18 protein-coding genes are annotated in these 22868 nt (G+C 72.1%); 5 read left to right on the top strand and 13 right to left on the bottom strand.

The features are described from left to right. Positions 1–145 precede the first annotated feature (145 nt). Positions 146–1657 (bottom strand): depupylase/deamidase Dop, encoded by a 1512-nt coding sequence (dop, locus tag ACWDCZ_RS18965; RefSeq protein ID WP_049651998.1) that lies wholly within the window; start codon positions 1655–1657, stop codon positions 146–148. A 228-nt stretch (positions 1658–1885) separates the two neighbouring features. Next, entirely contained in the window at positions 1886–3652 is a 1767-nt protein-coding gene (gene arc, locus ACWDCZ_RS18970) for a proteasome ATPase (protein ID WP_049651997.1), read from the bottom strand. Positions 3653–3938: 286 nt separating this feature from the next. Between arc and ACWDCZ_RS18975 the strand changes: the two genes are divergently transcribed. Beyond that, positions 3939–4241: a ferredoxin gene (locus ACWDCZ_RS18975; protein ID WP_049651996.1), complete on the top strand. Its 303-nt coding sequence runs from the start codon at positions 3939–3941 to the stop codon at positions 4239–4241. Positions 4242–4253: 12 nt separating this feature from the next. Here the strand turns inward: ACWDCZ_RS18975 and ACWDCZ_RS18980 are convergent, their stop codons facing one another. The 3 genes from ACWDCZ_RS18980 to ACWDCZ_RS18990 form a co-directional block, all read right to left on the bottom strand. After that, the gene (locus ACWDCZ_RS18980) at positions 4254–4865 is read right to left on the bottom strand and encodes a hypothetical protein (RefSeq protein WP_380741655.1); all 612 of its coding nucleotides are present in this window, start codon (positions 4863–4865) and stop codon (positions 4254–4256) included. Positions 4866–4994: 129 nt separating this feature from the next. Beyond that, positions 4995–5954, bottom strand: a complete 960-nt coding sequence (locus ACWDCZ_RS18985) for a tRNA (adenine-N1)-methyltransferase (RefSeq protein WP_049650977.1) — start codon at positions 5952–5954, stop codon at positions 4995–4997. Positions 5955–6000: 46 nt separating this feature from the next. After that, complete coding sequence (locus tag ACWDCZ_RS18990) at positions 6001–7212, bottom strand: site-2 protease family protein (protein ID WP_074002318.1); 1212 nt, start codon at positions 7210–7212, stop codon at positions 6001–6003. 166 nt (positions 7213–7378) lie between these two features. Here ACWDCZ_RS18990 and ACWDCZ_RS18995 point away from each other — a divergent pair, with 166 nt between their 5' ends. Continuing rightward, complete coding sequence (locus ACWDCZ_RS18995; protein ID WP_049650979.1) at positions 7379–8278, top strand: RecB family exonuclease; 900 nt, start codon at positions 7379–7381, stop codon at positions 8276–8278. Continuing rightward, the gene (locus ACWDCZ_RS19000; protein ID WP_049650980.1) at positions 8279–8950 is read left to right on the top strand and encodes a response regulator; all 672 of its coding nucleotides are present in this window, start codon (positions 8279–8281) and stop codon (positions 8948–8950) included. 97 nt (positions 8951–9047) lie between these two features. On the opposite strand, the gene ACWDCZ_RS19005 is transcribed toward ACWDCZ_RS19000, so the two are convergent. From ACWDCZ_RS19005 to metH, 3 genes are all read right to left on the bottom strand, one after another. Next, positions 9048–10652 (bottom strand): ABC transporter substrate-binding protein, encoded by a 1605-nt coding sequence (locus ACWDCZ_RS19005; protein WP_158077697.1) that lies wholly within the window; start codon positions 10650–10652, stop codon positions 9048–9050. Positions 10653–10873: 221 nt separating this feature from the next. Beyond that, a complete protein-coding gene (locus ACWDCZ_RS19010; protein ID WP_049650982.1) occupies positions 10874–11578 on the bottom strand; it encodes an HAD family hydrolase in 705 nt (234 codons plus the stop codon). A gap of 139 nt (positions 11579–11717) precedes the next feature. After that, positions 11718–15230 (bottom strand): methionine synthase, encoded by a 3513-nt coding sequence (metH, locus tag ACWDCZ_RS19015; protein WP_449816449.1) that lies wholly within the window; start codon positions 15228–15230, stop codon positions 11718–11720. A gap of 142 nt (positions 15231–15372) precedes the next feature. On the opposite strand from metH, the gene ACWDCZ_RS19020 reads away from it, so the two are divergent. Both ACWDCZ_RS19020 and ACWDCZ_RS19025 read left to right on the top strand, forming a co-directional pair. After that, complete coding sequence (locus ACWDCZ_RS19020) at positions 15373–16467, top strand: glycoside hydrolase family 18 protein (protein ID WP_198959341.1); 1095 nt, start codon at positions 15373–15375, stop codon at positions 16465–16467. A 322-nt stretch (positions 16468–16789) separates the two neighbouring features. Continuing rightward, positions 16790–17743, top strand: a complete 954-nt coding sequence (locus ACWDCZ_RS19025; RefSeq protein ID WP_049650984.1) for a PAC2 family protein — start codon at positions 16790–16792, stop codon at positions 17741–17743. Positions 17744–17842: 99 nt separating this feature from the next. Here ACWDCZ_RS19025 and mshC read toward each other — a convergent pair whose 3' ends face one another. From mshC to ACWDCZ_RS19050, 5 genes are all read right to left on the bottom strand, one after another. After that, on the bottom strand, positions 17843–19072 hold the full coding sequence (gene mshC / locus ACWDCZ_RS19030; RefSeq protein ID WP_049650985.1) for a cysteine--1-D-myo-inosityl 2-amino-2-deoxy-alpha-D-glucopyranoside ligase: 1230 nt from the start codon (positions 19070–19072) through the stop codon (positions 17843–17845). A 229-nt stretch (positions 19073–19301) separates the two neighbouring features. Further along, on the bottom strand, positions 19302–20138 hold the full coding sequence (locus tag ACWDCZ_RS19035) for a dioxygenase family protein (RefSeq protein ID WP_049650986.1): 837 nt from the start codon (positions 20136–20138) through the stop codon (positions 19302–19304). 125 nt (positions 20139–20263) lie between these two features. After that, entirely contained in the window at positions 20264–21142 is an 879-nt protein-coding gene (locus ACWDCZ_RS19040; protein ID WP_049650987.1) for a helix-turn-helix transcriptional regulator, read from the bottom strand. Between the two features lie 178 nt (positions 21143–21320). Further along, positions 21321–22118 (bottom strand): SCO1664 family protein, encoded by a 798-nt coding sequence (locus ACWDCZ_RS19045; RefSeq protein ID WP_449816456.1) that lies wholly within the window; start codon positions 22116–22118, stop codon positions 21321–21323. Between the two features lie 44 nt (positions 22119–22162). After that, a complete protein-coding gene (locus ACWDCZ_RS19050) occupies positions 22163–22732 on the bottom strand; it encodes a DUF3090 family protein (RefSeq protein WP_049650988.1) in 570 nt (189 codons plus the stop codon). Positions 22733–22868: the final 136 nt, after the last annotated feature.

The raw sequence follows: 22868 nt of genomic DNA on the forward strand, positions 1-22868 counted from the left end.
CGGTTGGGTCGTTGCTTGCTGCACCGACCCTATACACAAGGTGCGACTGCCGCTCCCGGTTTGCCGGTGGCGCTTCCTGTCCAACACCCGCTGCCACCCCGGATGATTCCCATTCGGCGGACGTTCACCCATGGTGATCGAAAAGTTACCCGCCGGACAGCACCCGGAGCAGGTCCTCGGCCGTGCGGCAGCGGTCCAGCAGCTCCTTGACGTGGTTGCGGGTCCCGCGCAGCGGTTCCAGGGTGGGCACGCGCTGCAGCGAGTCCCGGCCGGGCAGGTCGAAGATCACCGAGTCCCAGGAGGCCGCCGCGACGTGCTCCGCGTACTGCTCCAGGCAGCGCCCGCGGAAGTACGCCCGGGTGTCGTCCGGCGGCTTGGAGACGGCCCGCTCGACCTCGCCCTCGGTGAGCAGCCGCTCGAACCGCCCGCGGGCCACCAGGCGGTTGTAGAGGCCCTTCTCGGGCCGTACGTCGCTGTACTGGAGGTCGACCAGGTGCAGCCGCGGGTTGTCCCACTCCAGGGCGTCCCGGCTGCGGTAGCCCTCCAGGATCTCCCGCTTGGCGACCCAGTCCAGCTGCCGGGACAGCGACATCGGGTCGCGCTCCAGCCGGCCGAGGACGTCCTCCCAGCGGGTCAGCACGTCCACCGTCTGCTCGTCCGCGTCGGTGCCGAAGCGGTCCTCGACGTACTTGCGGGCCAGCTCGAAGTACTCGAGCTGGAGCTGGACGGCGGTGAGCTTGCGCCCGTTGCGCAGGGTGATCAGGTGCTTGAGCGTCGGGTCGTGGGAGACCCGGTGCAGGGTGCGCACCGGCTGGTCGACGGCGAGGTCGGCGGCGATGAACGAGTCCTCGATCATCGACAGCACCAGCGCGGTGGTGCCCAGCTTGAGGTAGGTGGAGATCTCGGAGAGGTTGGCGTCGCCGATGATCACGTGCAGCCGGCGGTACTTCTCGGCGTCGGCATGGGGTTCGTCCCGGGTGTTGATGATCGGGCGCTTGAGCGTCGTCTCCAGGCCCACCTCGACCTCGAAGTAGTCCGCCCGCTGGCTGAGCTGGAAGCCGTGCGCCGACCCGTCCTGGCCGATGCCGACCCGGCCGGCGCCGGCGACCACCTGGCGGGAGACGAAGAACGGGGTGAGGTGGCGGACGATGTCGGCGAACGGTGTCGCCCGCTTCATCAGGTAGTTCTCGTGGGTGCCGTAGGAGGCGCCCTTGTTGTCGGTGTTGTTCTTGTACAGGTGGATGGTCTGCCCGTTGGGCAGTTCCAGCGCGCGCTGCGCGGCGGCGGCCATGATCCGCTCGCCGGCCTTGTCCCAGAGCACGGCGTCGCGCGGGTTGGTCACCTCGGGCGAGCTGTACTCGGGGTGCGCGTGGTCCACGTAGAACCGGGCCCCGTTGGTGAGGATGACGTTGGCGAGGCCGATGTCCTCGTCGGTCAGCTGGCTGGCGTCCGCGACCTCGCGGGCCAGGTCGAACCCCCGTGCGTCGCGCAGCGGATTCTCCTCCTCGAAGTCCCAGCGGGCCCGCCGTGCCCGGTGCATCGCCGCCGCGTACGCGTTGACGATCTGGGACGAGGTGAGCATGGCGTTGGCGTTGGGGTGCCCGGGCACGGAGATCCCGTACTCCGTCTCGATGCCCATCACGCGCCGTACGGTCATGCGGCCCTCCTTGCCCGGTGCACCGCCCCCGACGGGCGGAGCACTCTGACGTACCGCCGAACAACACCGGCGCCGGGCCTCTGCCCGCGCACGGTGGGTCGAGCCTAGAACCCGGCGCCGAACGGCGGGCCCGGAGACGCGCCGTCCGGCTGCGGGGCCGCGAGGCGCCACAGCCGGACGGTGTGCGTACAGCTCCGGGGACCGCTGCCGGCCCGGACAACCGCGTGCTTACAGGTACTGCCCCGTGTTGGCGACAGTGTCGATCGAGCGGCCGGACTCGGCGCCCTGCTTGCCGGTGACCAGCGTGCGGATGAAGACGATCCGCTCGCCCTTCTTGCCGGAGATGCGGGCCCAGTCGTCCGGGTTGGTGGTGTTCGGGAGGTCCTCGTTCTCCTTGAACTCGTCGACGCAGGCGGCGAGCAGGTGGGAGACGCGCAGGCCCCGCTGACCGTGGTCGAGGAAGTCCTTGATGGCCATCTTCTTCGCGCGGTCGACGATGTTCTGGATCATCGCGCCGGAGTTGAAGTCCTTGAAGTACAGGACCTCCTTGTCACCGTTGGCGTAGGTGACCTCCAGGAAGCGGTTCTCCTCGGTCTCGGAGTACATCCGCTCCACCACCGACTGGATCATCGCGACCACCGTGGCCTCGACGGAGCCCTCGTGCTCCTTGAGGTCGTCCGGGTGGAACGGCAGCGAGTCCTTGAGGTACTTGGAGAAGATGTCCTTCGCGGCCTCGGCGTCCGGGCGCTCGATCTTGATCTTGACGTCCAGGCGGCCGGGCCGCAGGATCGCCGGGTCGATCATGTCCTCGCGGTTCGAGGCGCCGATGACGATGACGTTCTCCAGGCCCTCCACGCCGTCGATCTCGGCGAGCAGCTGCGGGACGATGGTGTTCTCCACGTCCGAGCTGACGCCGGAACCGCGGGTGCGGAACAGCGACTCCATCTCGTCGAAGAAGACGATGACGGGCGTGCCCTCGCCCGCCTTCTCCCGGGCCCGCTGGAACACCAGGCGGATCTGCCGCTCGGTCTCGCCCACGTACTTGTTGAGCAGCTCGGGGCCCTTGATGTTGAGGAAGTAGCTCTTCCCCTGGGGGCGTCCGGTGACCTCGGCCACCTTCTTCGCCAGCGAGTTGGCGACCGCCTTGGCGATCAGCGTCTTGCCGCAGCCGGGCGGGCCGTAGAGCAGCACGCCCTTGGGCGGGCGCAGCTCGTACTCCTTGAAGAGGTCGGCGTGCAGGTACGGCAGCTCGACCGCGTCGCGGATCAGCTCGATCTGGTTGCTCAGGCCGCCGATCTGGCGGTAGTCGATGTCCGGGACCTCCTCGAGGACCAACTCCTCGACCTCGGACTTCGGGACGACCTCGAAGACGTAGCCGGAGCGGGGCTCCAGCAGCAGGGCGTCCCCGGACCGGATGGTCAGCCCGCGCAGCGGTTCGGCGAGGCGCACCACCCGCTCCTCGTCGGTGTGCCCCAGCACCAGGGCGCGCTCGCCGTCCTCCAGGAGCTCCTTGAGGGTGACGATCTCGCCGATGTTCTCGAAGGCCATCGCGTCCACGATGTTGAGGGCCTCGTTGAGCATCACTTCCTGGCCGCGCCGCACCTCGTCGAGGGCGACGCTCGGGCTGACGTTCACGCGGAGCTTGCGCCCGCCGGTGAAGATGTCCGCGGTGCCGTCCTCGTTCGCGTCGAGGAAGGTGCCGAAGCCGGCCGGGGGCTGTGCCAGCCGGTCCACTTCCTCCTTGAGGGCCACGATCTGGTCGCGGGCCTCTCGCAGGGTGGAGGCGAGCCGTTCGTTCTGGGCGGTCACGCCCGCCAGGTTGGTCTGGAGCTCGACGATCCGCTCTTCGAGGATCCTCGAATTGCGCGGCGAGTCGGCGAGCTTGCGGCGCAGCACGGCGATTTCCTGCTCAAGGTACGAGACCTGAGCGGCCTCGTCGGAACCACGAGCGGGCCTGCCGGTGCTGCGGTTGTAGTCGTCATCGTGGGCTGCCACGGTCCTCACCTCCTCCGGGGAGCTGGACGCTTCCAGACCCTACCTGGGACCAGGGGTCCGTAAACCCCTAGATCAAGAAAGATGGAACGGGCGTGTCCGATCTTCGCCCCAGCGTGCTTCCCCTCTGCTAAGGGGGATACCCACCGCGCACCACCCAAAGCGGGCCAGATGTATCGTCGAGCGAAGTGATATCCGATCGCGACCACAAGTCGAGGTCCGATCGTTGTACGAATGGCGGGATTGCTCCAGGAATAGGGGCGACCCGGGACAGAAACGGCAGGGGACCATGTCGGTGACCGAGCAGACGGCGGCGGCCGAGGCGCTGGAGGTGTGGATCGACCAGGATCTGTGCACCGGTGACGGCATCTGCGTGCAGTACGCGCCCGAGGTCTTCGAGCTCGACATCGACGGGCTGGCCTACGTGAAGGGGCCGGACGACGAGCTGCGCCAGCAGCCCGGGGAGAGTGCCCCGGTGCCGCTGACGATCCTTCAGGACGTGGTGGACTCGGCGAAGGAGTGCCCCGGCGACTGCATCCACGTGCGCCGGGTCGCCGACCGGGTCGAGGTGTACGGGCCGGACGCGGAGTAGAACGGGCCGGGCTCAGGCCTGGTGGAGCGGGGCGGCGGTCTGGGAGCGTTCCCAGCCGCCGCTCCGCTGCGTCCAGGTGAGGTCGAGCGAGATGTCGGGCCGGAACCGCGGCACGTCCTCGCTCGAATACCCCTGCGCGTGGCCGGTGATGGCGCCGTCCGAACGCACCGCGATCCGGCTCACGGTGAGGTTCTCGCGCTCGGGGAGCAGGGTGGCCACCACCTCGGGGCGCCCGCCCGGGCCGAAGCCGAGCAGGTAGACGGCGTCCGGCGGGGTGCCGGTCTCGGTGGCGCAGTGCGCGGCGACCACCGTGCCGGGGCGCCCGTCGCCGAGCCGGGCCGGCACGCTGAGCGCCGTCTTGACCGGGAACGGGCCGCAGTCCAGCGGGAGTTGGGCCCGGGCCGGGTCGGGGGCGGCGCTCGCGACGAGGGCCTGGGGGGTGCCGTGCGCGGGCACCGGGGTGCCGGTCGCCGGGGAGGCCGCGAGCGCGGCCGCCACCACCGCGCCGCAGCCGGCCAGGGCGACGGCCCAGTGCCAGGGGACGGTGCGCGCGTGACCGGGCCCGGAACGGCCCCGCGGTGTCTGCTGTCCAACCGTCGCCGTCGTCCCGACCGCGGTCTCCACCAGGCGTCCCCTCCAGCGCTCCAAGAGCCAAGGCGTGAGCCAGCATCGTCCCACACCGTGATCGGCGGAATGCGAAAGGGGTGGTACGAGCGGTGTGCTCGTACCACCCCTTGTCGGTGGGTTCGGGGCTCAGCCCAGGTCGGGCTGGTCCGCCTCCGTGGCCTGGGCGGCCTTGCGGGCGGCGGCGCGCTCCTGGAGGGTGGGCTCGGGCGTCCCGTTGTCGTAGTCCTCGCCGTACGCGCCCTTGGCCGGACGGCGGCGGCGCAGCGGCGGCTCGACGCCGTCCGCCAGGCGGCGGGCGGTGAGCAGGAAGCCGGTGTGGCCGATCATCCGGTGGTCCGGGCGGACCGCCAGGCCCTCCAGGTGCCAGGTGCGGACCATGGTCTCCCAGGCCTGCGGCTCGGTGAAGGTACCGTGGTCGCGCAGCGCCTCGACGGTCTTCGACATCTGCGTGGTGGTGGCCACGTAGCAGCAGATGAGGCCGCCGGGGACGAGCGCCTTGGAGGCGACGTCCAGGCACTCCCAGGGGGCCAGCATGTCGAGGATGACGCGGTCGACGTCGGTCTCGACCAGGTTGTCCTGGAGGTCGCCGACGGTGAGCTTCCACGCCGGGTGCGGGCCGCCGAAGTAGCGCTCGACGTTGCCCTGGGCGATGTCGGCGAAGTCCTGCCGGCGCTCGTAGGAGGCCAGCATGCCGGTGTCGCCGACGGCGCGCAGCAGGTAGGTCGAGAGCGCGCCGGAGCCGACGCCGGCCTCGACGACGCGGGCGCCGGCGAAGATGTCGGCCATCGCCAGGATCTGCCCCGCGTCCTTGGGGTAGATCACGGCGGCGCCGCGCGGCATGGACAGGACGTAGTCGGGGAGCAGGGGGCGCAGCGCGAGGTACGGGACGTTCCCCGTGGTGCGCACGACCGTGCCTTCGGGGGCGCCGATCAGCTCGTCGTGCGGGAACGCACCCTTGTGGGTGTGGAACTGGTTCCCGGCCTGGAGCGTGAACGTGTAGTGGCGACCCTTGGGGTCGGTCAGCTGGACCTGGTCCCCGACCTGGAAGGGCCCGCGTCGGCGGGCGGCACCGGTCGGTTCGGACATGCGGACAATCCTAAGGGAAGCGGAGCCTTCCGCCTTACCACCATGATCAGCGGCCGGAGACGGCGGCGGTCAGCCGCTGCTCGATGTCGCTGAGCGCGGCCACGCCGTACACCCGGCCGTCCGGCTCGACCACCAGGTACTCCCCCGCCGGGGTGGCCTGGACGGCCCGCAGCAGGTCCTCGCCGCCGAGGTCGGCGTCCAGCCGCAGCCCGGGTTCGAGGTCGCGGGCGAGCGGGCCGACGGCCACCCAGGGGCGGCGGTGCTCGGGCACCGAGCGGACGGCGGACTCCCGGACGAGGGCGATCGGCTCGCCCCGGCCGTCCACCACGATCACCGCGCCGGCCCCGGCCTCGCGGGCGCGGCGCAGCGCCTCGCCGAGCGGGGTGTCGGCGGTGACCTCGACGGCCCGCCGGGCCAGCTCGCGCAGCCGCAGGGAGGGCAGCACCTCCTTGAGCCGGGCGTTGCGCAGGCTGCCGGTGGCGCCGTTCCAGATGATCGCGGCGAGCACCGCGGCCAGCACCGCGTCCACCAGGGTGTCGGTGGTGGTGCGCTCGACCCCGCGGGCGGCGCTCAGCAGCGGCAGGCCGATCAGCACGGCGACGGCCAGCCCGCGGCCGACCCAGGCGGCGGCCACCGTGCCGGTCATCGGCCGGCCGGTGATCGCCCAGACGACCGCGCGCAGCATCCGGCCGCCGTCCAGCGGCAGTCCGGGCAGCAGGTTGAAGGCGGCGACCACCAGGTTGGAGACCATCAGGCCGGTGAGCAGCACCCCGGGCACGGTGGACAGCTCCACCGCCCGCACCCCGAGGTAGAACACGCCGCCGAGCAGCAGCGAGAGCAGCGGGCCGACGAAGGCCAGCCAGAACTCCCGCCAGGGGCTCTCCGCCTCGTTCTCGATCTCGGAGACCCCGCCGAAGAACTGGAGCTGGATCCGCCGCACCCCGAGCTTGTACCGCAGTGCGACCAGGGTGTGGGCGAGCTCGTGCACCAGGACGGAGGCGTAGAAGGCGACCGCGAAGAAGAACGCGACCAGGTAGCGGGCGCCGCCGAGGTCGGGCAGCACGTCGCCCAGCTGCCCGCCGAACACCCAGGTGATCAGCGCGGCGATGACGAACCAGGAGGGGGTGACGTAGATGGGCACGCCGAAGGGCCGGCCCATCAGGATTCCGCCGCGGCGCTCGGGCGGCGGCGCGGCCGGGCGCCCGTCGCCCGCCTGCGGTGGCCGTTCGGAGGGCTGCTGCCCCCTGCTGTCGCTCACCGTGATCCCTTCGGTCGTCTCCCCCGTCGTGCCCGGTGCGCCCACGCTACGTGATCGCGGCCCCCCGGCGCTGCGCGGCCCTCCTTCTGCCTTCATACCCACTCACCGGCGGCTGTGGCAGCACCGTGGCAGCGGGATGACAGCAAAGGGCAATAGGGTCGTAGCCATGCAGCACACCCAGACCAGCAGTGCCGCCGGGCGCCCGGCGGCACCCCCGACCGGGCTCTCCCCGTCCCGAGCGGGGGACTTCCTCACCTGTCCCCTGCTGTACCGGCTGCGGGTGATCGACCGGCTGCCCGAGCCGCCGAGCTCGGCGGCGACCCGGGGCACGCTGGTGCACGCGGTGCTGGAGCGGCTGTTCGACAGCCCGGCGGCCGAGCGGACCCCGGACCGGGCGCTGGGCCTGCTGCGCCCGCAGTGGGAGCGGCTGCTGGGCGAGCGCCCGGAGCTGGGCTCGCTGTTCCCGGACGACCCGGACGGTGCGGCGCTCACCCGCTGGCTGGCGGACGCCGAGAAGCTGGTCGGCCAGTGGTTCCGGCTGGAGGACCCGACCCGGCTGCACCCGGTGGAGCGGGAGCTGTACGTGGAGACGGCCCTGGATTCGGGGCTGCTGCTGCGCGGCTACATCGACCGGGTGGACGTCGCCCCGACCGGCGAGGTCCGGCTGGTGGACTACAAGACCGGCCGGGCGCCCTCGCGGGACTTCGAGGGCAAGGCGATGTTCCAGATGAAGTTCTACGCCCTGGTGGTGTGGCGCTGGAAGGGCGTGCTCCCCAAGCGCCTCCAGCTGGTCTACCTCGGCGGGGGCGGGGACGTGGTCAGCTACGACCCGGACGAGGCGGACCTGCTCGCGGTGGAGCGCAAGCTCCGGGCGCTGTGGGAGCGGATCGGCCACGCGGTGGCCACCGGGGACTTCCCGGCGACCCGCAACCGCCTCTGCGACTGGTGCGACCACCAGGCCAGCTGCCCGGAGTTCGGCGGCACCCCGCCGCCGTACCCGCTGCCGCTGGCCCGTACGTCGGATGAAAGCGATCCCACGGGGGATCCGATGAGCAAGGAGTCCTAGGTGACGATCCGAGTGCTGCTGGTCGACGACCAGCCGCTGCTGCGCACCGGTTTCCGGATGATTCTGGAGGCCGAGTCCGACCTGGTGGTGGTCGGCGAGGCCGGCGACGGCCAGCAGGCGCTGGACCAGGTGCGGGCGCTGCAGCCCGACGTGGTGCTGATGGACATCCGGATGCCCAGGATGGACGGCGTCGAGGCGACCCGCCGGATCGCCGGCCCGGGGCGGGACGGCCCGGCCAAGGTGCTGGTGCTGACCACCTTCGACCTGGACGAGTACGTGGTGGAGGCGCTGCGCGCGGGCGCCAGCGGCTTCCTGCTGAAGGACGTCCCGGCCGAGGAGCTGGTGCAGGCGATCCGGGTGGTCGCGGACGGCGCGGCGATGCTGGCGCCGAGCATCACCCGCCGGCTGCTGGACATGTACGCCACCAAGCTGCCCTCGGGCGACGAGGCGCCGCCGCAGGCGCTGGGCGCGCTGACCGAGCGTGAGCTGGAGGTGCTGAAGCTGGTGGCGCGCGGGCTGTCGAACGCGGAGATCGCGGCCGAGCTGTTCGTCAGCGAGACCACCGTGAAGACCCACGTGGGCCATGTGCTGACCAAGCTCCAGCTGCGCGACCGGGTGCAGGCGGCGGTGTACGCCTACGAGAGCGGGCTGGTGCGCCCGGGCGCCCTGTAGCGGGCCGCTAGCGGCCCCAGGGCGGCGGAAACGTCACGGCGGCCCGCCTGCTCCCCCGTACCGACGGGGAAGCGGGCGGGCCGCCGTCCTGCGGGCGCTACTTGTTGGTCCGGCTGATCTCCCAGAAACGGAAGTAGCCGGTGGTGTCGACGGTGGACTCGACGCCGGTGACGTACGAGCGGGCCGCGAAGAAGGACTTGTTCTGGTACAGCGGGATCAGCGGCACGTTCTCGGCCTCGATCTGCTGTATCTGCGCGTAGGTGCCGGCCGCGGCGCTGCGGTCGGTCTGCTTGAGGCCCTCCGGCACCAGCCGGCCGCTGATCCGCGGGTCGTCCCAACCGTGGTGGTACGCACCGCCGTTGATCAGCAGCGGGGCGAGGTAGTTGTCCGGGTCCGGGTAGTCGGCGAACCAACCGATGATGTACGCCTGGTACTTGCTCTCGGCCCAGCCCTTGCGGTACGAGTCCCAGTCCGGCTCCTGGGCGAGCGTCACCTGGAACAGGCCGCCGGTCTCCAGCTGCTTCTTCAGCGTCTCGGCCTCGTTGCTGCCGGCCCGCGAACGGGACCAGGTCAGCGTGAACTTGACCGGGGTCTGGACCTTGGCGTCGGCCAGGATCTTCTTGGCCTTGTTCACGTCCTGGTCGCCGTAGCGGTCGAAGAAGGCCGTGGTGTGGCCGGGCAGGCCGGCCGGGACCATGGAGTAGAGCGCCTGGACGGTGCGGGCGAAGACGTCGCGGGCCAGCGCCTTGCGGTCCATCATCTGGGCGACGGCCTGGCGGACCGCGACGTTGCTCATCAGCGGGTCCTTGGTGTTGAGGACCAGCGAACGGGTGTCGTTGCTGTCGCCCTCGGTCACCTGGAGGTCGGCCTTGCCGCCCTGCTGGTCGGAGCGGACCTGGGCGGCGGTGTTCGGCTCCAGGCTGTTGTCGGTGAGGTCGATCTCGCTCTTGTCCAGCGCGGTCTTCAGGTCCTCGGCCTTGTCGAAGTACCGCACGGTGAACTTGCTGTTCCGGAGCTTGGCCTCGCCGCCGTACTTGTCGTTGGCCGACAGCACGACCTTGCCCAGCTGCTTGCCGCCGTTCAGGTTCTCGACCGAGTCGATGCGGTACGGGCCGGAGCCGATCAGCTTGTCGTTGGGGACGACCTTGTCGGCGGGGTAGACCTGGTGGTCCACGATGGCGCCGGCCGGACTCGCCAGCTTGGCCGGCAGGGTGGCGTCGGGCGCGGAGAGGTGGAAGAGCACCTCGTTGTCGCCCTTGGCCTCGACGGACTTGATCGAGTCCAGCAGTTCGACCGGGCCGTTCTGGTCGTTGATCTTCTTGGTGCGCTCGATCGAGAAGACCACGTCCTGGGCCGTCATCGGGTGCCCGTTGGAGAACTTCAGACCGGGCTTCAGGGTGCAGTGGTACTCGGTGGCCTCGGCGCTGGTGAACTCGCAGGACTGCGCGGCGTCCGGGGAGGGCGCGCTGGCGGCGGCCTGGAAGGTGAGCAGCGACTGGAAGGTGTTGCGCAGCAGCAGCCAGGAGCCGGAGTCGTAGGCGGCGGCCGGGTCCAGGACACCGGTCAGCTGGCTGGTGCCCATGGTGATGGACTTGCCGCTGTCCCCCTTGACCACGTCGGTCACCGATCCGCAGCCCGCCACCGACACGGCGACCAGGCCGGCGCAACCGAGTACTGCCAGGCGTTCAGCTGAAGTCTTCACGAGGCGCGTCCTTCTGGGTGGCACGAACTGGAGTAGCGTGCCATATCGAACACGCACGACCGGTACCCGTGCAGATGACGTTTGGGACACGGTCGTTGAGGGCATCACCGCGCGCCCGACGAGTTGTCAGCCAATGACCGTTTTCTCCCCCGGCAGCGCCGGTCCGGGGGCTCGCCGGACCTCGTACCGGCGAGTAGAGCCGTCTCGCAATGAGACGACAATCACACCCGCGAGGCGACCAGGGAGCGCAGCAGGTCGAGGTCGACCTGCTCCAGCGAGGACACCACCAGCCGCCCCGGAGCCGGCTCGACCGGCGCCACCGAGGGCACCGCGATCACCGGGCAGCCGGCCGCCTCGCCCGCCCGCACCCCGGTCGGGGTGTCCTCGACGACCACGCAGCGGGCCGGCTCCGCGCCCAGCCGCCGGGCCGCCTCCAGGTACGGGTCCGGGAACGGCTTGGTGCGCGGCACCTCGTCCCCGCCGATGCTGAAGGCGAAGTGGTGGGCGCCCAGCGAGCGCAGCACGATGTCGATCACGTGCCGGTGCGAGGCGGACACCAGGGCGGCCGGGATGCCGTGCGCGGCAAGGGTGTTGAGCAGCCGCTCGGCGCCCGGCATGAGCGGCACGCCGCCCGCCAGCAGGTCGACGAAGCGCTGGTTGACCAGCACGCCGAGGTCCGCCGGCGCGATGTCCGCCCCGGTCCGGGCGACCAGGTACTCCATCACCCTGGCCATCGGACCGCCGACCACGTGGGCGCGGTCCGCCTCGTCCAGCTCGTGGCCCAGCTCGGCGAAGAGCGAGGCCTCGGCCTGCCACCAGAAGTCCTCGGTGTCCACCAGCGTCCCGTCCATGTCCAGCAGCACCGCCTGGAGCCCGCGGTCGTCCCCGTGGTCGAGGATGCGCGTGGCAGTGGGGCTGGTGGTCATGGCGGGGGTCCTTCCGGCAGGCCCGGGCGGCCCCGGGGAAGGCACGGGCCGGCCCGCAGGTGAGCGGACCGGCCCGTTCAGGATCATCAAGGATACGCCCGCTTCGTCCGGAAAGAGCGAATGCGGCGGGAACCGGGGGTTACCGGGCGTTGAAGTACTTCGCCTCCGGGTGGTGGATCACGATCGCGTCGGTGGACTGCTCCGGGTGGAGCTGGAACTCCTCGGAGAGCACCACGCCGATCCGCTCCGGCTTCAGCAGCTCGGCGATCTTGGCCCGGTCCTCCAGCTCGGGGCAGGCCCCGTAGCCGAGCGAGAAGCGGGCGCCGCGGTACTTGAGCGCGAACATGTCCTTGACGTCCTGCGGGTCCTCGCCGGAGAAGCCCAGCTCGTAGCGGACCCGCGCGTGCCAGAACTCGGCCAGCGCCTCGGCCAGCTGCACCGAGAGGCCGTGCAGCTCCAGGTAGTCCCGGTAGGAGTTCTCGGCGAACAGCTCGTTGGCCGCCTCGGAGATCCGGTTGCCCATGGTGACCACCTGGAGGCCCACCACGTCCCGCACCCCGGACTCCTCCGGGCGGAAGAAGTCGGCCAGGCAGAGCCGGCGCCCGCGCCGCTGGCGCGGGAAGGTGAAGCGGGTGCGCTCGGTGCCGTCCTCGTGGAAGACGATCAGGTCGTCGCCCTTGGAATTGGCCGGGTAGTAGCCGTAGACCACGGCGGCCTCCAGCCAGCCCTCGGTCTGCAGGCGGTCCAGCCAGGCCCGCAGCCGCGGCCGGCCCTCGGTCTCCACCAGCTCCTCGTAGGACGGCCCGTCGCCGGCCCGGGAGGCCTTCAGGCCCCACTGGCCCTTGAACAGCGCGTCCTCGTCCAGCCAGGAGGCGTAGTCCGCGAACGGGATGCCCTTGACGATCCGGTCGCCCCAGAACGGCGGGACGGGCACGGCGTTGTCGACGGCGACGTCGGAGCGGATCTGGCCGAGGTTGACCTCGGGCTCCGGCTCCTCCACCTCGACCCGGGCGTGCCGGCGCTGCTTGAGCTCCGGCAGCGCCGCGCCGGGCACGCCGCGCTTGACCGCGATCAGCGCGTCCATCAGCCGCAGGCCCTCGAAGGCGTCCCGGGCGTAGCGGACCTCGCCCTCGTAGATCTCGTGCAGGTCCTGCTCGACGTAGGCCCGGGTGAGCGCGGCGCCGCCGAGGATCACCGGGAAGCTCGCGGCCAGCTTGCGCTGGTTCAGCTCCTCCAGGTTCTCCTTCATGATCACGGTGGACTTCACCAGCAGGCCGGACATCCCGATGACGTCCGCGTTGTGCTCCTGCGCGGCGTCCAGGATCGCCGAGACCGGCTGCTTGATGCCCAGGTTGACCACGTTGTAGCCGTTGTTGGACAGGATGATGTCGACCAGGTTCTTGCCGATGTCGTGGACGTCGCCCTTGACGGTGGCCAGCACGATGGTGCCCTTGCCCTCGCTGTCGGACTTCTCCATGTGCGGCTCCAGGTGGGCCACCGCGGTCTTCATCACCTCGGCGGACTGGAGCACGAACGGCAGCTGCATCTGGCCGGAGCCGAAGAGCTCGCCGACCACCTTCATGCCGGACAGCAGGGTGTCGTTGATGATCTCCAGCGCGGGCCGACCGGCCAGCGCCTCGTCCAGGTCGGCCTCCAGGCCCTTGCGCTCGCCGTCGATGATCCGGCGCTGGAGGCGCTCGTCCAGCGGCAGCGCGGCCAGCTCCTCCGCCTTGGACGCCTTGACCGAGGCCGAGGAGACGCCGTCGAACAGCTCCAACAGGTGCTGCAGCGGGTCGTAGCCGTCCCGGCGGCGGTCGTAGACCAGGTCGAGGGCGGCCTCGCGCTGGTCCTCGGGGATCCGGGAGATCGGCAGGATCTTGGAGGCGTGCACGATCGCCGAGTCCAGGCCGGCCTCCACGCACTCGTGCAGGAAGACCGAGTTCAGCACCACCCGGGCGGCCGGGTTGAGGCCGAAGGAGATGTTGGACAGGCCCAGCGTGGTCTGCACGGCCGGGCGGCGACGCTTGAGCTCGCGGATCGCCTCGATGGTCTCGATGCCGTCCCGGCGGGACTCCTCCTGGCCGGTGGCCAGGGTGAAGGTGAGGCAGTCGACCAGGATCGAGCCCTCGTCGACGCCGTAGTCGGCGGTGAGCTCGGCGATCAGCCGCTCGGCGATCTCGACCTTCTTGTCCGCGGTGCGGGCCTGGCCCTCCTCGTCGATGGTCAGCGCGATCAGGCCGGCGCCGTGCTCGCGGGCCAGCGAGGCGATCCGGCCGAAGCGCGAGTCCGGGGCGTTGCCGTCCTCGTAGTTGACCGAGTTGAGCACCGCGCGGCCGCCGAGCGCCTCCAGGCCGGCCCGCAGCACCTGCGGCTCGGTGGAGTCCAGCACGATCGGCAGGGTGGAGGCGGTGGCCAGCCGGCCGGCGATCTCCTTCATGTCGGCGACGCCGTCGCGGCCGACGTAGTCCACGCAGAGGTCCAGCAGGTGGGAGCCGTCCCGGATCTGGTCGCGGGCGATCTCCACGCAGGCCTGCCAGTCGCCGGCCAGCATCGACTCGCGGAACTTCTTCGAGCCGTTGGCGTTGGTGCGCTCGCCGATCGCCAGGTACGAGGTGTCCTGGCGGAACGGCACGGCCTGGTACAGCGAGGCCGCCGAGGGCTCGGGGCGGGGGTCGCGCGGGGCGATCGGGCGGCCCTGGACCCGCTCGACCACCTGGCGCAGGTGCTCGGGGGTGGTGCCGCAGCAGCCGCCGACCAGCGAGAGGCCGTACTCGCGGGTGAACACGTCGTGGGCGTCGGCCAGTTCGGCCGGGGAGAGCGGGTAGTGGGCGCCGTCCTTGCCGAGCACCGGCAGGCCCGCGTTCGGCATGCAGGACAGGCCGATCCGGGCGTTCTTGGCCAGGTAGCGCAGGTGCTCGCTCATCTCGGCCGGGCCGGTGGCGCAGTTGAGGCCGATGTAGTCGACGCCCAGCGGCTCCAGCGCGGTGAGCGCGGCGCCGATCTCCGAGCCGAGCAGCATGGTGCCGGTGGTCTCCACCGTCACCTGCACCAGCACCGGCAGGTCCAGGCCGGCCTCGGCCAGGGCCCGCTTGGAGCCCAGAATGGCGGCCTTGGTCTGCAGCAGGTCCTGGCTGGTCTCGACCAGCAGCGCGTCGGCGCCGCCGGCGATCAGGCCGGCCGCGTTCTGCTGGAACCCGTCGCGCAGCGTCTCGTACGAGGCGTGGCCGAGCGTCGGCAGCTTGGTGCCGGGGCCGATCGAGCCGAGCACCCAGCGGGTGCGGCCGTCGGCGGCGGCGTGGGCGTCGGCCGCCTCGCGGGCGATCCGGGCGCCGGACTCGGACAGCTCGAAGATCCGCTCGGCGATCTCGTACTCGCCGAGGGCGCTGAAGTTGGCGCCGAAGGTGTTGGTCTCCACGCAGTCCACGCCGACCCCGAAGTAGGCCTCGTGGACGGACCGGACGATGTCCGGGCGGGTGATGTTGAGGACCTCGTTGCAGCCTTCGAGGTTCTGGAAGTCCTCCAGCGTCGGGTCCTGCGCCTGGAGCATGGTGCCCATGGCACCGTCGGCGACCACCACCCGGGTGGCGAGCGCTTCACGCAGCGCGTTCGCACGGTTCTGCTGAGTGATGGACGGGGTGGCTGCTGTGGCCATGGGCTTCTCCCTGGTGCGACGGCTGTCGGCTTTGCGGACCCGCTTGCTCGGGCCCGCACGTGGCCAGGGTATCCGGCCCACGGGTCGGCCCGCCGTTCCATTCCGTATCCTGAGCGTTCGACCGCAAGGGGGGAGCAAGCGCGTGGCCCGATTCGGGACCTCCGCGCAGCGAGCCGGTCGGGCCCTGACGGCCCCGTTCCGCGTGCTGCGCGACCGCTGGCGGGCGTGGTCGTGGTGGCGCCGGTCACTGCTGGCCCTGGTGCTGGTGGCGGCCGTGCCGGCCACCGCGCTGGGCTCGGTGTTCGTGCTGTTCCGGCTGCACTACACCGGCGAGCCCGCCGCCGACGCCCGTACCCGGGGCCGGGACGCGCTCTGGCTCGGCCACGCCTGGGTGGACGGCCGCAGGACCGAGGCCGACGTGGCCGCGCTGGGCCGGCTACTGGCCGGCACCGGCATCCGGGACCTCTACGTGCACACCGGCCCGCTGGAGCACGACGGCTCGCTGCCGCCCGCCGTCCACCCCCGGGGCCGCTGGTTCACCGACACCGTGCACCGGGAGCTGCCCGGCGTACGGCTGCAGGGCTGGCTGGGCGACGAGGTCAAGCCGGAGAAGGACGCCCTGGACCTGGAGGACGGCCCGACCCGGGACCGGGTCACCGCCTCCGCCCGCCAGGTGCTGGACCTCGGCTTCGACGGGGTGCACTTCGACATGGAGCCGATCCGCCCCGGTTCGGCGGGCTGGCTGGCCCTGCTCGACCAGGTCCGCCCGGTCACCGCGGGGCGCGGCGCCAAACTGTCGGTGGCGGCCCCGCAGATCGACCCGGTCCCGGGCCTGCACACGGCCGGGATCCTGCTCACCGACCACGGCAAGTGGTGGGACCAGGCGTACTTCACCGAGACCGCCCGCCGGGTCGACCAGATCGCGGTGATGAGCTACGACACCTCGATGCCCACCGAGCCGCTGTACGGCGGCTACGTCGCCCGGCAGACCGAACTCGCCCTGCGGGCCACCCCGGCCGACGTGGACCTGCTGATGGGCCTGCCGTTCTTCTGGGACGACAAGTGGGGGCACTGGGGCGACGCCGAGACCGTCCGGGCCGCCGTCCGGGGCGTCCGGCTGGGCCTGGGCCGGGAGGACCGGCGGCGGGCCGGCTTCGGCGTCGCGCTGTACGTGGACTTCGCCGCGCTGCCCGAGCACTGGACGGCGTACCGCGACGGCTGGGTGGACCCGGAGTAGCGCGCCCGGCGGGCCCGTGCGCCGGGCGGCGGCGGGCACAGCGCGTCGCCGGTCGAACACGCTCCGCCCCTGGTGAACGCCTGACGGACCGTCAGCTCCGGCGCCGCCGATATCCGGTGGATCCCGGCGGTCCGCTCCCCCAGACTGTCCCGGTGCCCGGCCGCGGTGCGCATCAAAGCCCGTAGGCTGGGCAGGTAGGGACCATGGAGCGAGGCGTTCCATGGGAGACGAGAGGTTCGACAGTCGGCAGCCGGCCCGTCGGCGCCCCGGCAGGCCAGCCGGGGCGGCGCAGGTCCGACCGCCGACCGGAGGGAGACGCTGGGTGATCGAGCTGGAAGATGTTCCCGAGTTGATCGACCCGGTGATGGTCTGCGCCTTCGAGGGCTGGAACGACGCGGGCGACGCCGCCTCCGCGGCTCTGGCACACCTCGACGAGACCTGGAACGGCAAGGTGTTCGCCGCGCTGGACGCGGAGGACTACTACGACTTCCAGGTCAACCGGCCCACGGTCTGGCTGGACGGCGGCATCCGCCGGATCACCTGGCCGACCACCCGGCTCTCGGTGATCCGGGTGACGGAGCCGACGACCAGGGACGTCGTGCTGGTCCGCGGCATCGAGCCGAGCATGCGCTGGCGCTCGTTCTGCAACGAGCTGCTGGGCTTCGCCCACGAGCTGGGCGTCGAACTGGTGGTGATCCTGGGCGCCCTGCTCGGGGACACCCCGCACAGCCGCCCGGTGCCCGTCAGCGGGGTCACCTCCGACCCGGACCTGGCCCGCCGGCTGGACCTGGAGGAGAGCCGCTACGAGGGCCCCACCGGCATCGTCGGGGTGCTCCAGGAGGCCTGCACCCACGCCGGGGTGCCGGCCGTGACGCTCTGGGCCGCGGTGCCGCACTACGTCTCGCAGCCGCCGAACCCGAAGGCCACCCTGGCCCTGGTCAACAAGCTCGAGGACCTGCTGGACCTGCGCATCCCGCCGGGCGAGCTCGCCGAGGACGCCCGGGCCTGGCAGCTCGGCGTGGACCAGCTGGCCGCCGAGGACAGCGAGGTGGCCGAGTACGTCCAGCAGCTGGAGGAGGCGCAGGACACCGCGGAGCTGCCGGAGGCCTCCGGCGACGCCATCGCCCGCGAGTTCGAGCGCTACCTGCGCCGCCGGGAGAACGTCGGGCCGACCGGCGAGAAGCCGGTGGCCGGGCACGCCACGGCAGAGCGGCCGGCCGATCCGGAGGCGCCGGGCGGCGCCCGGGAGAGCCAGGACGGCGCCGAGGACGAGTAGCCCGTACCGCACACGCCGAAGGGGCGTCGGGACCGCGTGGTCCTGACGCCCCTTCGGCGTGTGGTGCTGGGTCGCTTCGGCGGGGTTACGACACCGGGGTCACAGCGCGACGCCGAGCAGGGCGTCCACGGTGCGGGTCACCAGGCCGGGAGCGCCGATGTCGGTGCCGCCCTCGGTCTCCTGCCGGTCCGCCCAGCGGTCGACCGCGGCCAGCGCGGCGGGCGCGTCCAGGTCGTTCGCGAGCGCCTCGCGCACCTCGGCGAGCAGCTGCTCGGCCGAGGGGCCGTCCGGGCGGGAGACCGCGGCGCGCCAGCGGGCGAGGCGCTCGACGGCCTCGTCCAGGGTGCTCTTGGTCCACTCCCAGTCGGCCCGGTAGTGGTGCGAGAGCAGCGCCAGGCGGATCGCCGCCGGGTCGACGCCCTCGCGGCGCAGCGCCGAGACGAAGACCAGGTTGCCGCGGGACTTGGACATCTTGTGCCCGTCCAGGGCGACCATGCCGGCGTGCACGTACGCCTGGGCGTACGGGTGGGCGCCGGTGGCGACCTGGGCGTGCGCGGCGCCCATCTCGTGGTGCGGGAAGGAGAGGTCGCTGCCGCCGCCCTGGATGTCGAAGGACATCCCGAGGTACCGGAGGGCGATGGCGACGCACTCGATGTGCCAGCCGGGGCGGCCGTGGCCGAGCTCGGTGTCCCAGGCGGGCTCGCCCGGGCGGGCGGCCAGCCAGAGCAGGGCGTCCAGCGGGTTGCGCTTGCCGGGGCGGTCCGGGTCGCCGCCGCGCTCGGCGAAGACCGGGCGCATGGCCTCGCGGGTGAGGCCGGAGACCTCGCCGAAGCGCGGGTCGGCGTCGACCGAGAAGTAGATGTCGCCGTCGACGTGGTAGGCGGCGCCGGAGGCCAGCAGCTTCTGCACGATCGGGACGATCCACGGGATCGACTCGACGGCGCCGATGTAGTGGGCCGGCGGGAGCATCCGCAGCGCGGTCATGTCCTCGCGGAACAGGGCCGTCTCGCGCTCGGCGAGGGCGGTCCAGTCCTGGCCGGTCTCGACCGCGCGGGCGAGCAGCGGGTCGTCGACGTCGGTGACGTTCTGGATGTACAGGACGTCGTGACCGGCGTCCCGCCAGACGCGCTGCACCAGGTCGAACGCGTTGTAGGTGGCGGCGTGGCCCATGTGGGTCGCGTCGTAGGGCGTGATGCCGCAGACGTAGATCCGGGCGGTGCCGTCCTGCGGCACGACCTCCCGGACTGTGCCCGCTGCGGTGTCGTGGATACGGAGGGGGAGCCCCTGACCAGGCAGGGCGGGAACCTCGGAGGCGGGCCAGGCATGCATGGAAACAACTTTAACCTTGCGAACATTTGAAAGCCTAACCAGTACGAAAGATCGACTGGATTCGTTTCCTACCGTTGCCCGACAGTTTCCCGACTGGTATTGCACGGATCCGGCGCTGTCGGAACGCGTGGTGTACGCCCCCCGCACCCGGCTCCGGGCATGGGTGAGCGCCCGGTCGGCCCTGCCGCCGACCGGGCGCCCGGCTCCTCGGGTGGAGCGGCCGGAGCCGCTACGACCGCTGCCAGAGGGCCGGCACGTTCGGCGGCTCCCAGCCGGCCATGGCGGTGTGCGCCTGGAGGCAGGTGTAGGAGACGCCGGAGTAGGTCACGCGGTCGCCCGCGTTGTACGAGGTGCCCGCGGCCCAGCTGCCGCCGGGCGGCGTGGTCGGGCCACCGGTGGAGGTGGAGGTCGGGGTGGGCGTGGGGCTCGGCGTGCCCGGGGTCTGCGCCACGTTCAGCACGAAGTCGTAGCTGCCCTCGCGGGTCGACCCGTTCTGCCGGACGTTCATCAGCAGCCGGGCGTCGTAGATGGTGTCCGTGTTGTTGCGCGGCTCGCCCGGGAAGTACAGCTGGGTGGTGACGATCGAGCGGCCGGGGGCCTGGAGCTTGACGTGGATGTGCCGGGTGCGGCCCGGGTAGAGGCCGGGCACGATGGTGTCCAGCTTGTAGGCGCCGTTGGCGTCGGTGAACTGGTGGCCGCGGAAGGTGTATCCGCTGTTGTCGTAGTTGCCGCCGTCGTCGGCCTGCCAGAAGTCCAGCAGCACACCGGAGATGGGCCGGCAGGCCCGGCCGAAGACGTAGCCGCTGACCACCAGGCGGGTGCCGGGGCCGTCGTTGACCATCGAGCTGCGCAGCGGGGAGTTGGGCTTGAAGTACGGGCCCTCGGTCTGCTCGATGGTGGGGGCGTCGCCGTCGTGGCACTCGGGGGTGAGGGCGAGCGGCTCGCCGGTGCCGATCTGGTCCCGGGCCAGTGCGACCCCGCCGCCGACGAGCAGCGGGGCGGCCCCGAGCGCGGCGGCGGCCTTGAGGACGGTCTTGCGGCTGATCATGCCGTCGGGCGTGGGCATGCGCCGTCTCCTTATCGTGAGGCGGGGGGGTGGGGGCGGCCCTTGCCATGGTGGGGGCATGACAAGGGCCGGACCGGCCGCCCGTCCGTGCGCGCCGGACCGGCCACCGGTGGCCACCAGCAAACTTACGGGCCGTCCGGTGCGACCGCGATGGACATGATCCGGGGATCGTGGTGATTTCCGTCGACCCTGGACCGGAACTCCCCCGGGGTCATCCCGGTCTCCCGACGGAAGAACCGGCAGAAGTACGCCGGGTCGACGAAGCCCGCCTCCTTGGCGACCTGACGGATCGTCAAATCCGTGCAGGCGAGCAGCCGTTTGGCCTCCAGGGTCTGCTGGCGGCGGATCAGCCCGCCGGGCGTCCGGCCGGTGGCCTGCTTCACCAGGGTCTGCAAGTGCCCCGGGGAGACGCCGAGTTCCTGCGCGGTGGAGGCCACCGAGTGCCGCACCCCGCCCGGCCGGGCGATCAACCGGGTGAAGGCGGCGGCCACTTCGGCCGGGCGGCCGGGCACCGACGGGCGGTCGGCCGGGGCGCAGGCGCGCAGCGCCCGGACGATCAGGATGTGCAGGCTGGCCCGCAGCACGCCCTGGTAGCCGGGCCCCCTGGTCCGGTACTCGTACTCCATGTCGGCGAGCAGCGCGGCGACCGCGTCGGCCTGGTCGCCGAGCGCGAGGGCCGGGCGGGTGGCCAGCGCCCGCAGGGCGGCGAGGTCCTGGGGGTGGCCGAGCAGGAAGTCCTCGTTGAACAGGACGACCCGGCCGACCAGTTCCTCGGCGTCCGCCCAGTAGTGCACCTGGCCGGGCGTGATCACGCACAACTGCGGTGGCGCCAGCGGCCGGTGGACGAGGTCCAGGACGTGGGCGCCGTGGCCGCCGGTGACGTGGACTATTTCGTAGAACGAGTGCCGGTGGGGGAAGCCGGCCCGGGAGAGCGGGCCGATCGCGTCGAAACTGCCGATGGCGAAGGGGAGCAGCTGGGGCAGCGGGACCTGTAACCGGTGCAACGGCAGGTCCGGCGTGGTTCGGGGGGTGGGGGTCGTCCGTCGCACATCCATCGGAGCAGTGTGCGACCTGTTCCGGGGACAGGTCCAGACCATCTGCCGCCGTTTTCGACGAGCGGTCCGGACCACCGGCGCTCCGGGGCACCGGTTCGGGCACCGGTTCGGACCCGTCGGACCCGGCCTAGACCGGCGGCCAGGGGATCGCGGGCCAGTCCTCGGGCGGCAGCGGGTGCCGGCCGGAGCCGCACAGCGCGGCCACCCGGGCCCGGGTGGCGTCCAGTTCGGCCGCAGTCAGATGCGGGGCGAGCCGCTCGGCGAGCTCGCCGTCCAGCTGTTCGGCCAGCCGGGCCAGCACCTCCAGCGCCTCGGCGGGCAGCGGGTCGCCGGCCCAGCCCCAGAGCAGGGTGCGCAGCTTGTCCTCGGTGTTGAAGGTGACGCCGTGGTCGATGCCGTACACCCGGCCGTCGGCGGCCGGGATCAGGTGACCGCCCTTGCGGTCGGCGTTGTTGAGCACCGCGTCCAGGACGGCGAGCCGGCGCAGCCGCCGGTCGTCGTGGTGCACCAGCAGGGCCGTCCGCCCGCCCTCGACCTCGGCCCGGACGATCGGCAGCCAGCCCGCCTCCGGGCCGCGCGGGTCCTGGAGCGCGAGCAGCGGCTCGGCCGTCGGGTCCGGCTCGACCCACAGCTGCAGCATGCCGGGCCCGTGCGGGCCGTCGCGCAGCACGGTGGGCGGGATCAGCGCCCAGCCGGTCGCGGCGGACAGCTCGTACGCGGCGACCTCGCGGCCGGCCAGCGTGCCGTCCGGGAAGTCCCACAGCGGGCGCTCCCCGGCGACCGGCTTGTAGACGGCCTGCGCGCTCAGCGAGCCGTGCGCCACCGTGCAGTACAGCGCGGCGTTGGAGGCGTCGGTGAGCCGCCCGTGCACCGTCAGCCCGCCCTGGCGCAGCAGCGCGAGGGCGGTGGGCACGTCGGCGGCCAGCGCGGCGGCGGCCGACGGGTCGGCCTGCGGCGGGGTGTCGGTGTTCAGCGCCGGTAGCCGTTCGCGCGCGGGCACAGGTGGCCCTCCGGGTCGAGCGGCAGGTTGCAGAACGGGCAGGGCTTGCGGCCGGCCGCGACCAGGTCCAGCGCGCGCTTGGCGAAGACCCGGGCCATCGCGCCGGACAGCCGCACCCGCAGCATGTCCGGGCCGTTCTCGTCGTCGGTGAAGGCCGCCTCGGCGGCGTCCTCCTCCTCTTCCTCCTCGACCAGCGCCTGCGCCTCGACCACCAGGCAGGCGTCCACGCTGTCCCAGGCCAGGGCCATGGTGCCGACCCGGAACTCCTGCTCCAGCGGGAGGTCCAGCGGCGCGGTGTCGAGCAGGTCGTTCGGGGCGGCGGCCGGGATGGACGTGTCGCCGCCGCTGCGCCGCAGCGCCTCGTCCAGGACCTCCTCGATGCGCTCGGCGAGCGCCGCGACCTGGGTCTTCTCCAGCAGCACGCTGGTGATCCGGCCCCGGGCGCTGGCCTGAAGGTAGAACGCCCGGGCGCCGGGCTGGCCGACGGTGCCGGCCACGAACCGTTCGGGCTGGTCGTAGAAGAAGACCTGACGGGGCACGCTCTCGCTCCGGATCGTGTCGGTCGGCGCGGTTCCGCCGGGGGCGGGCCGCGGCCGGATGGACTCGCTAGTCACCCTACGACCTTCGGGCTCCGGCCGGGGAGCCGAGCCGACGGCCGCGGGCGGGGTGGCACCC

It is taken from the genome of Kitasatospora sp. NPDC001225, assembly GCF_053597855.1.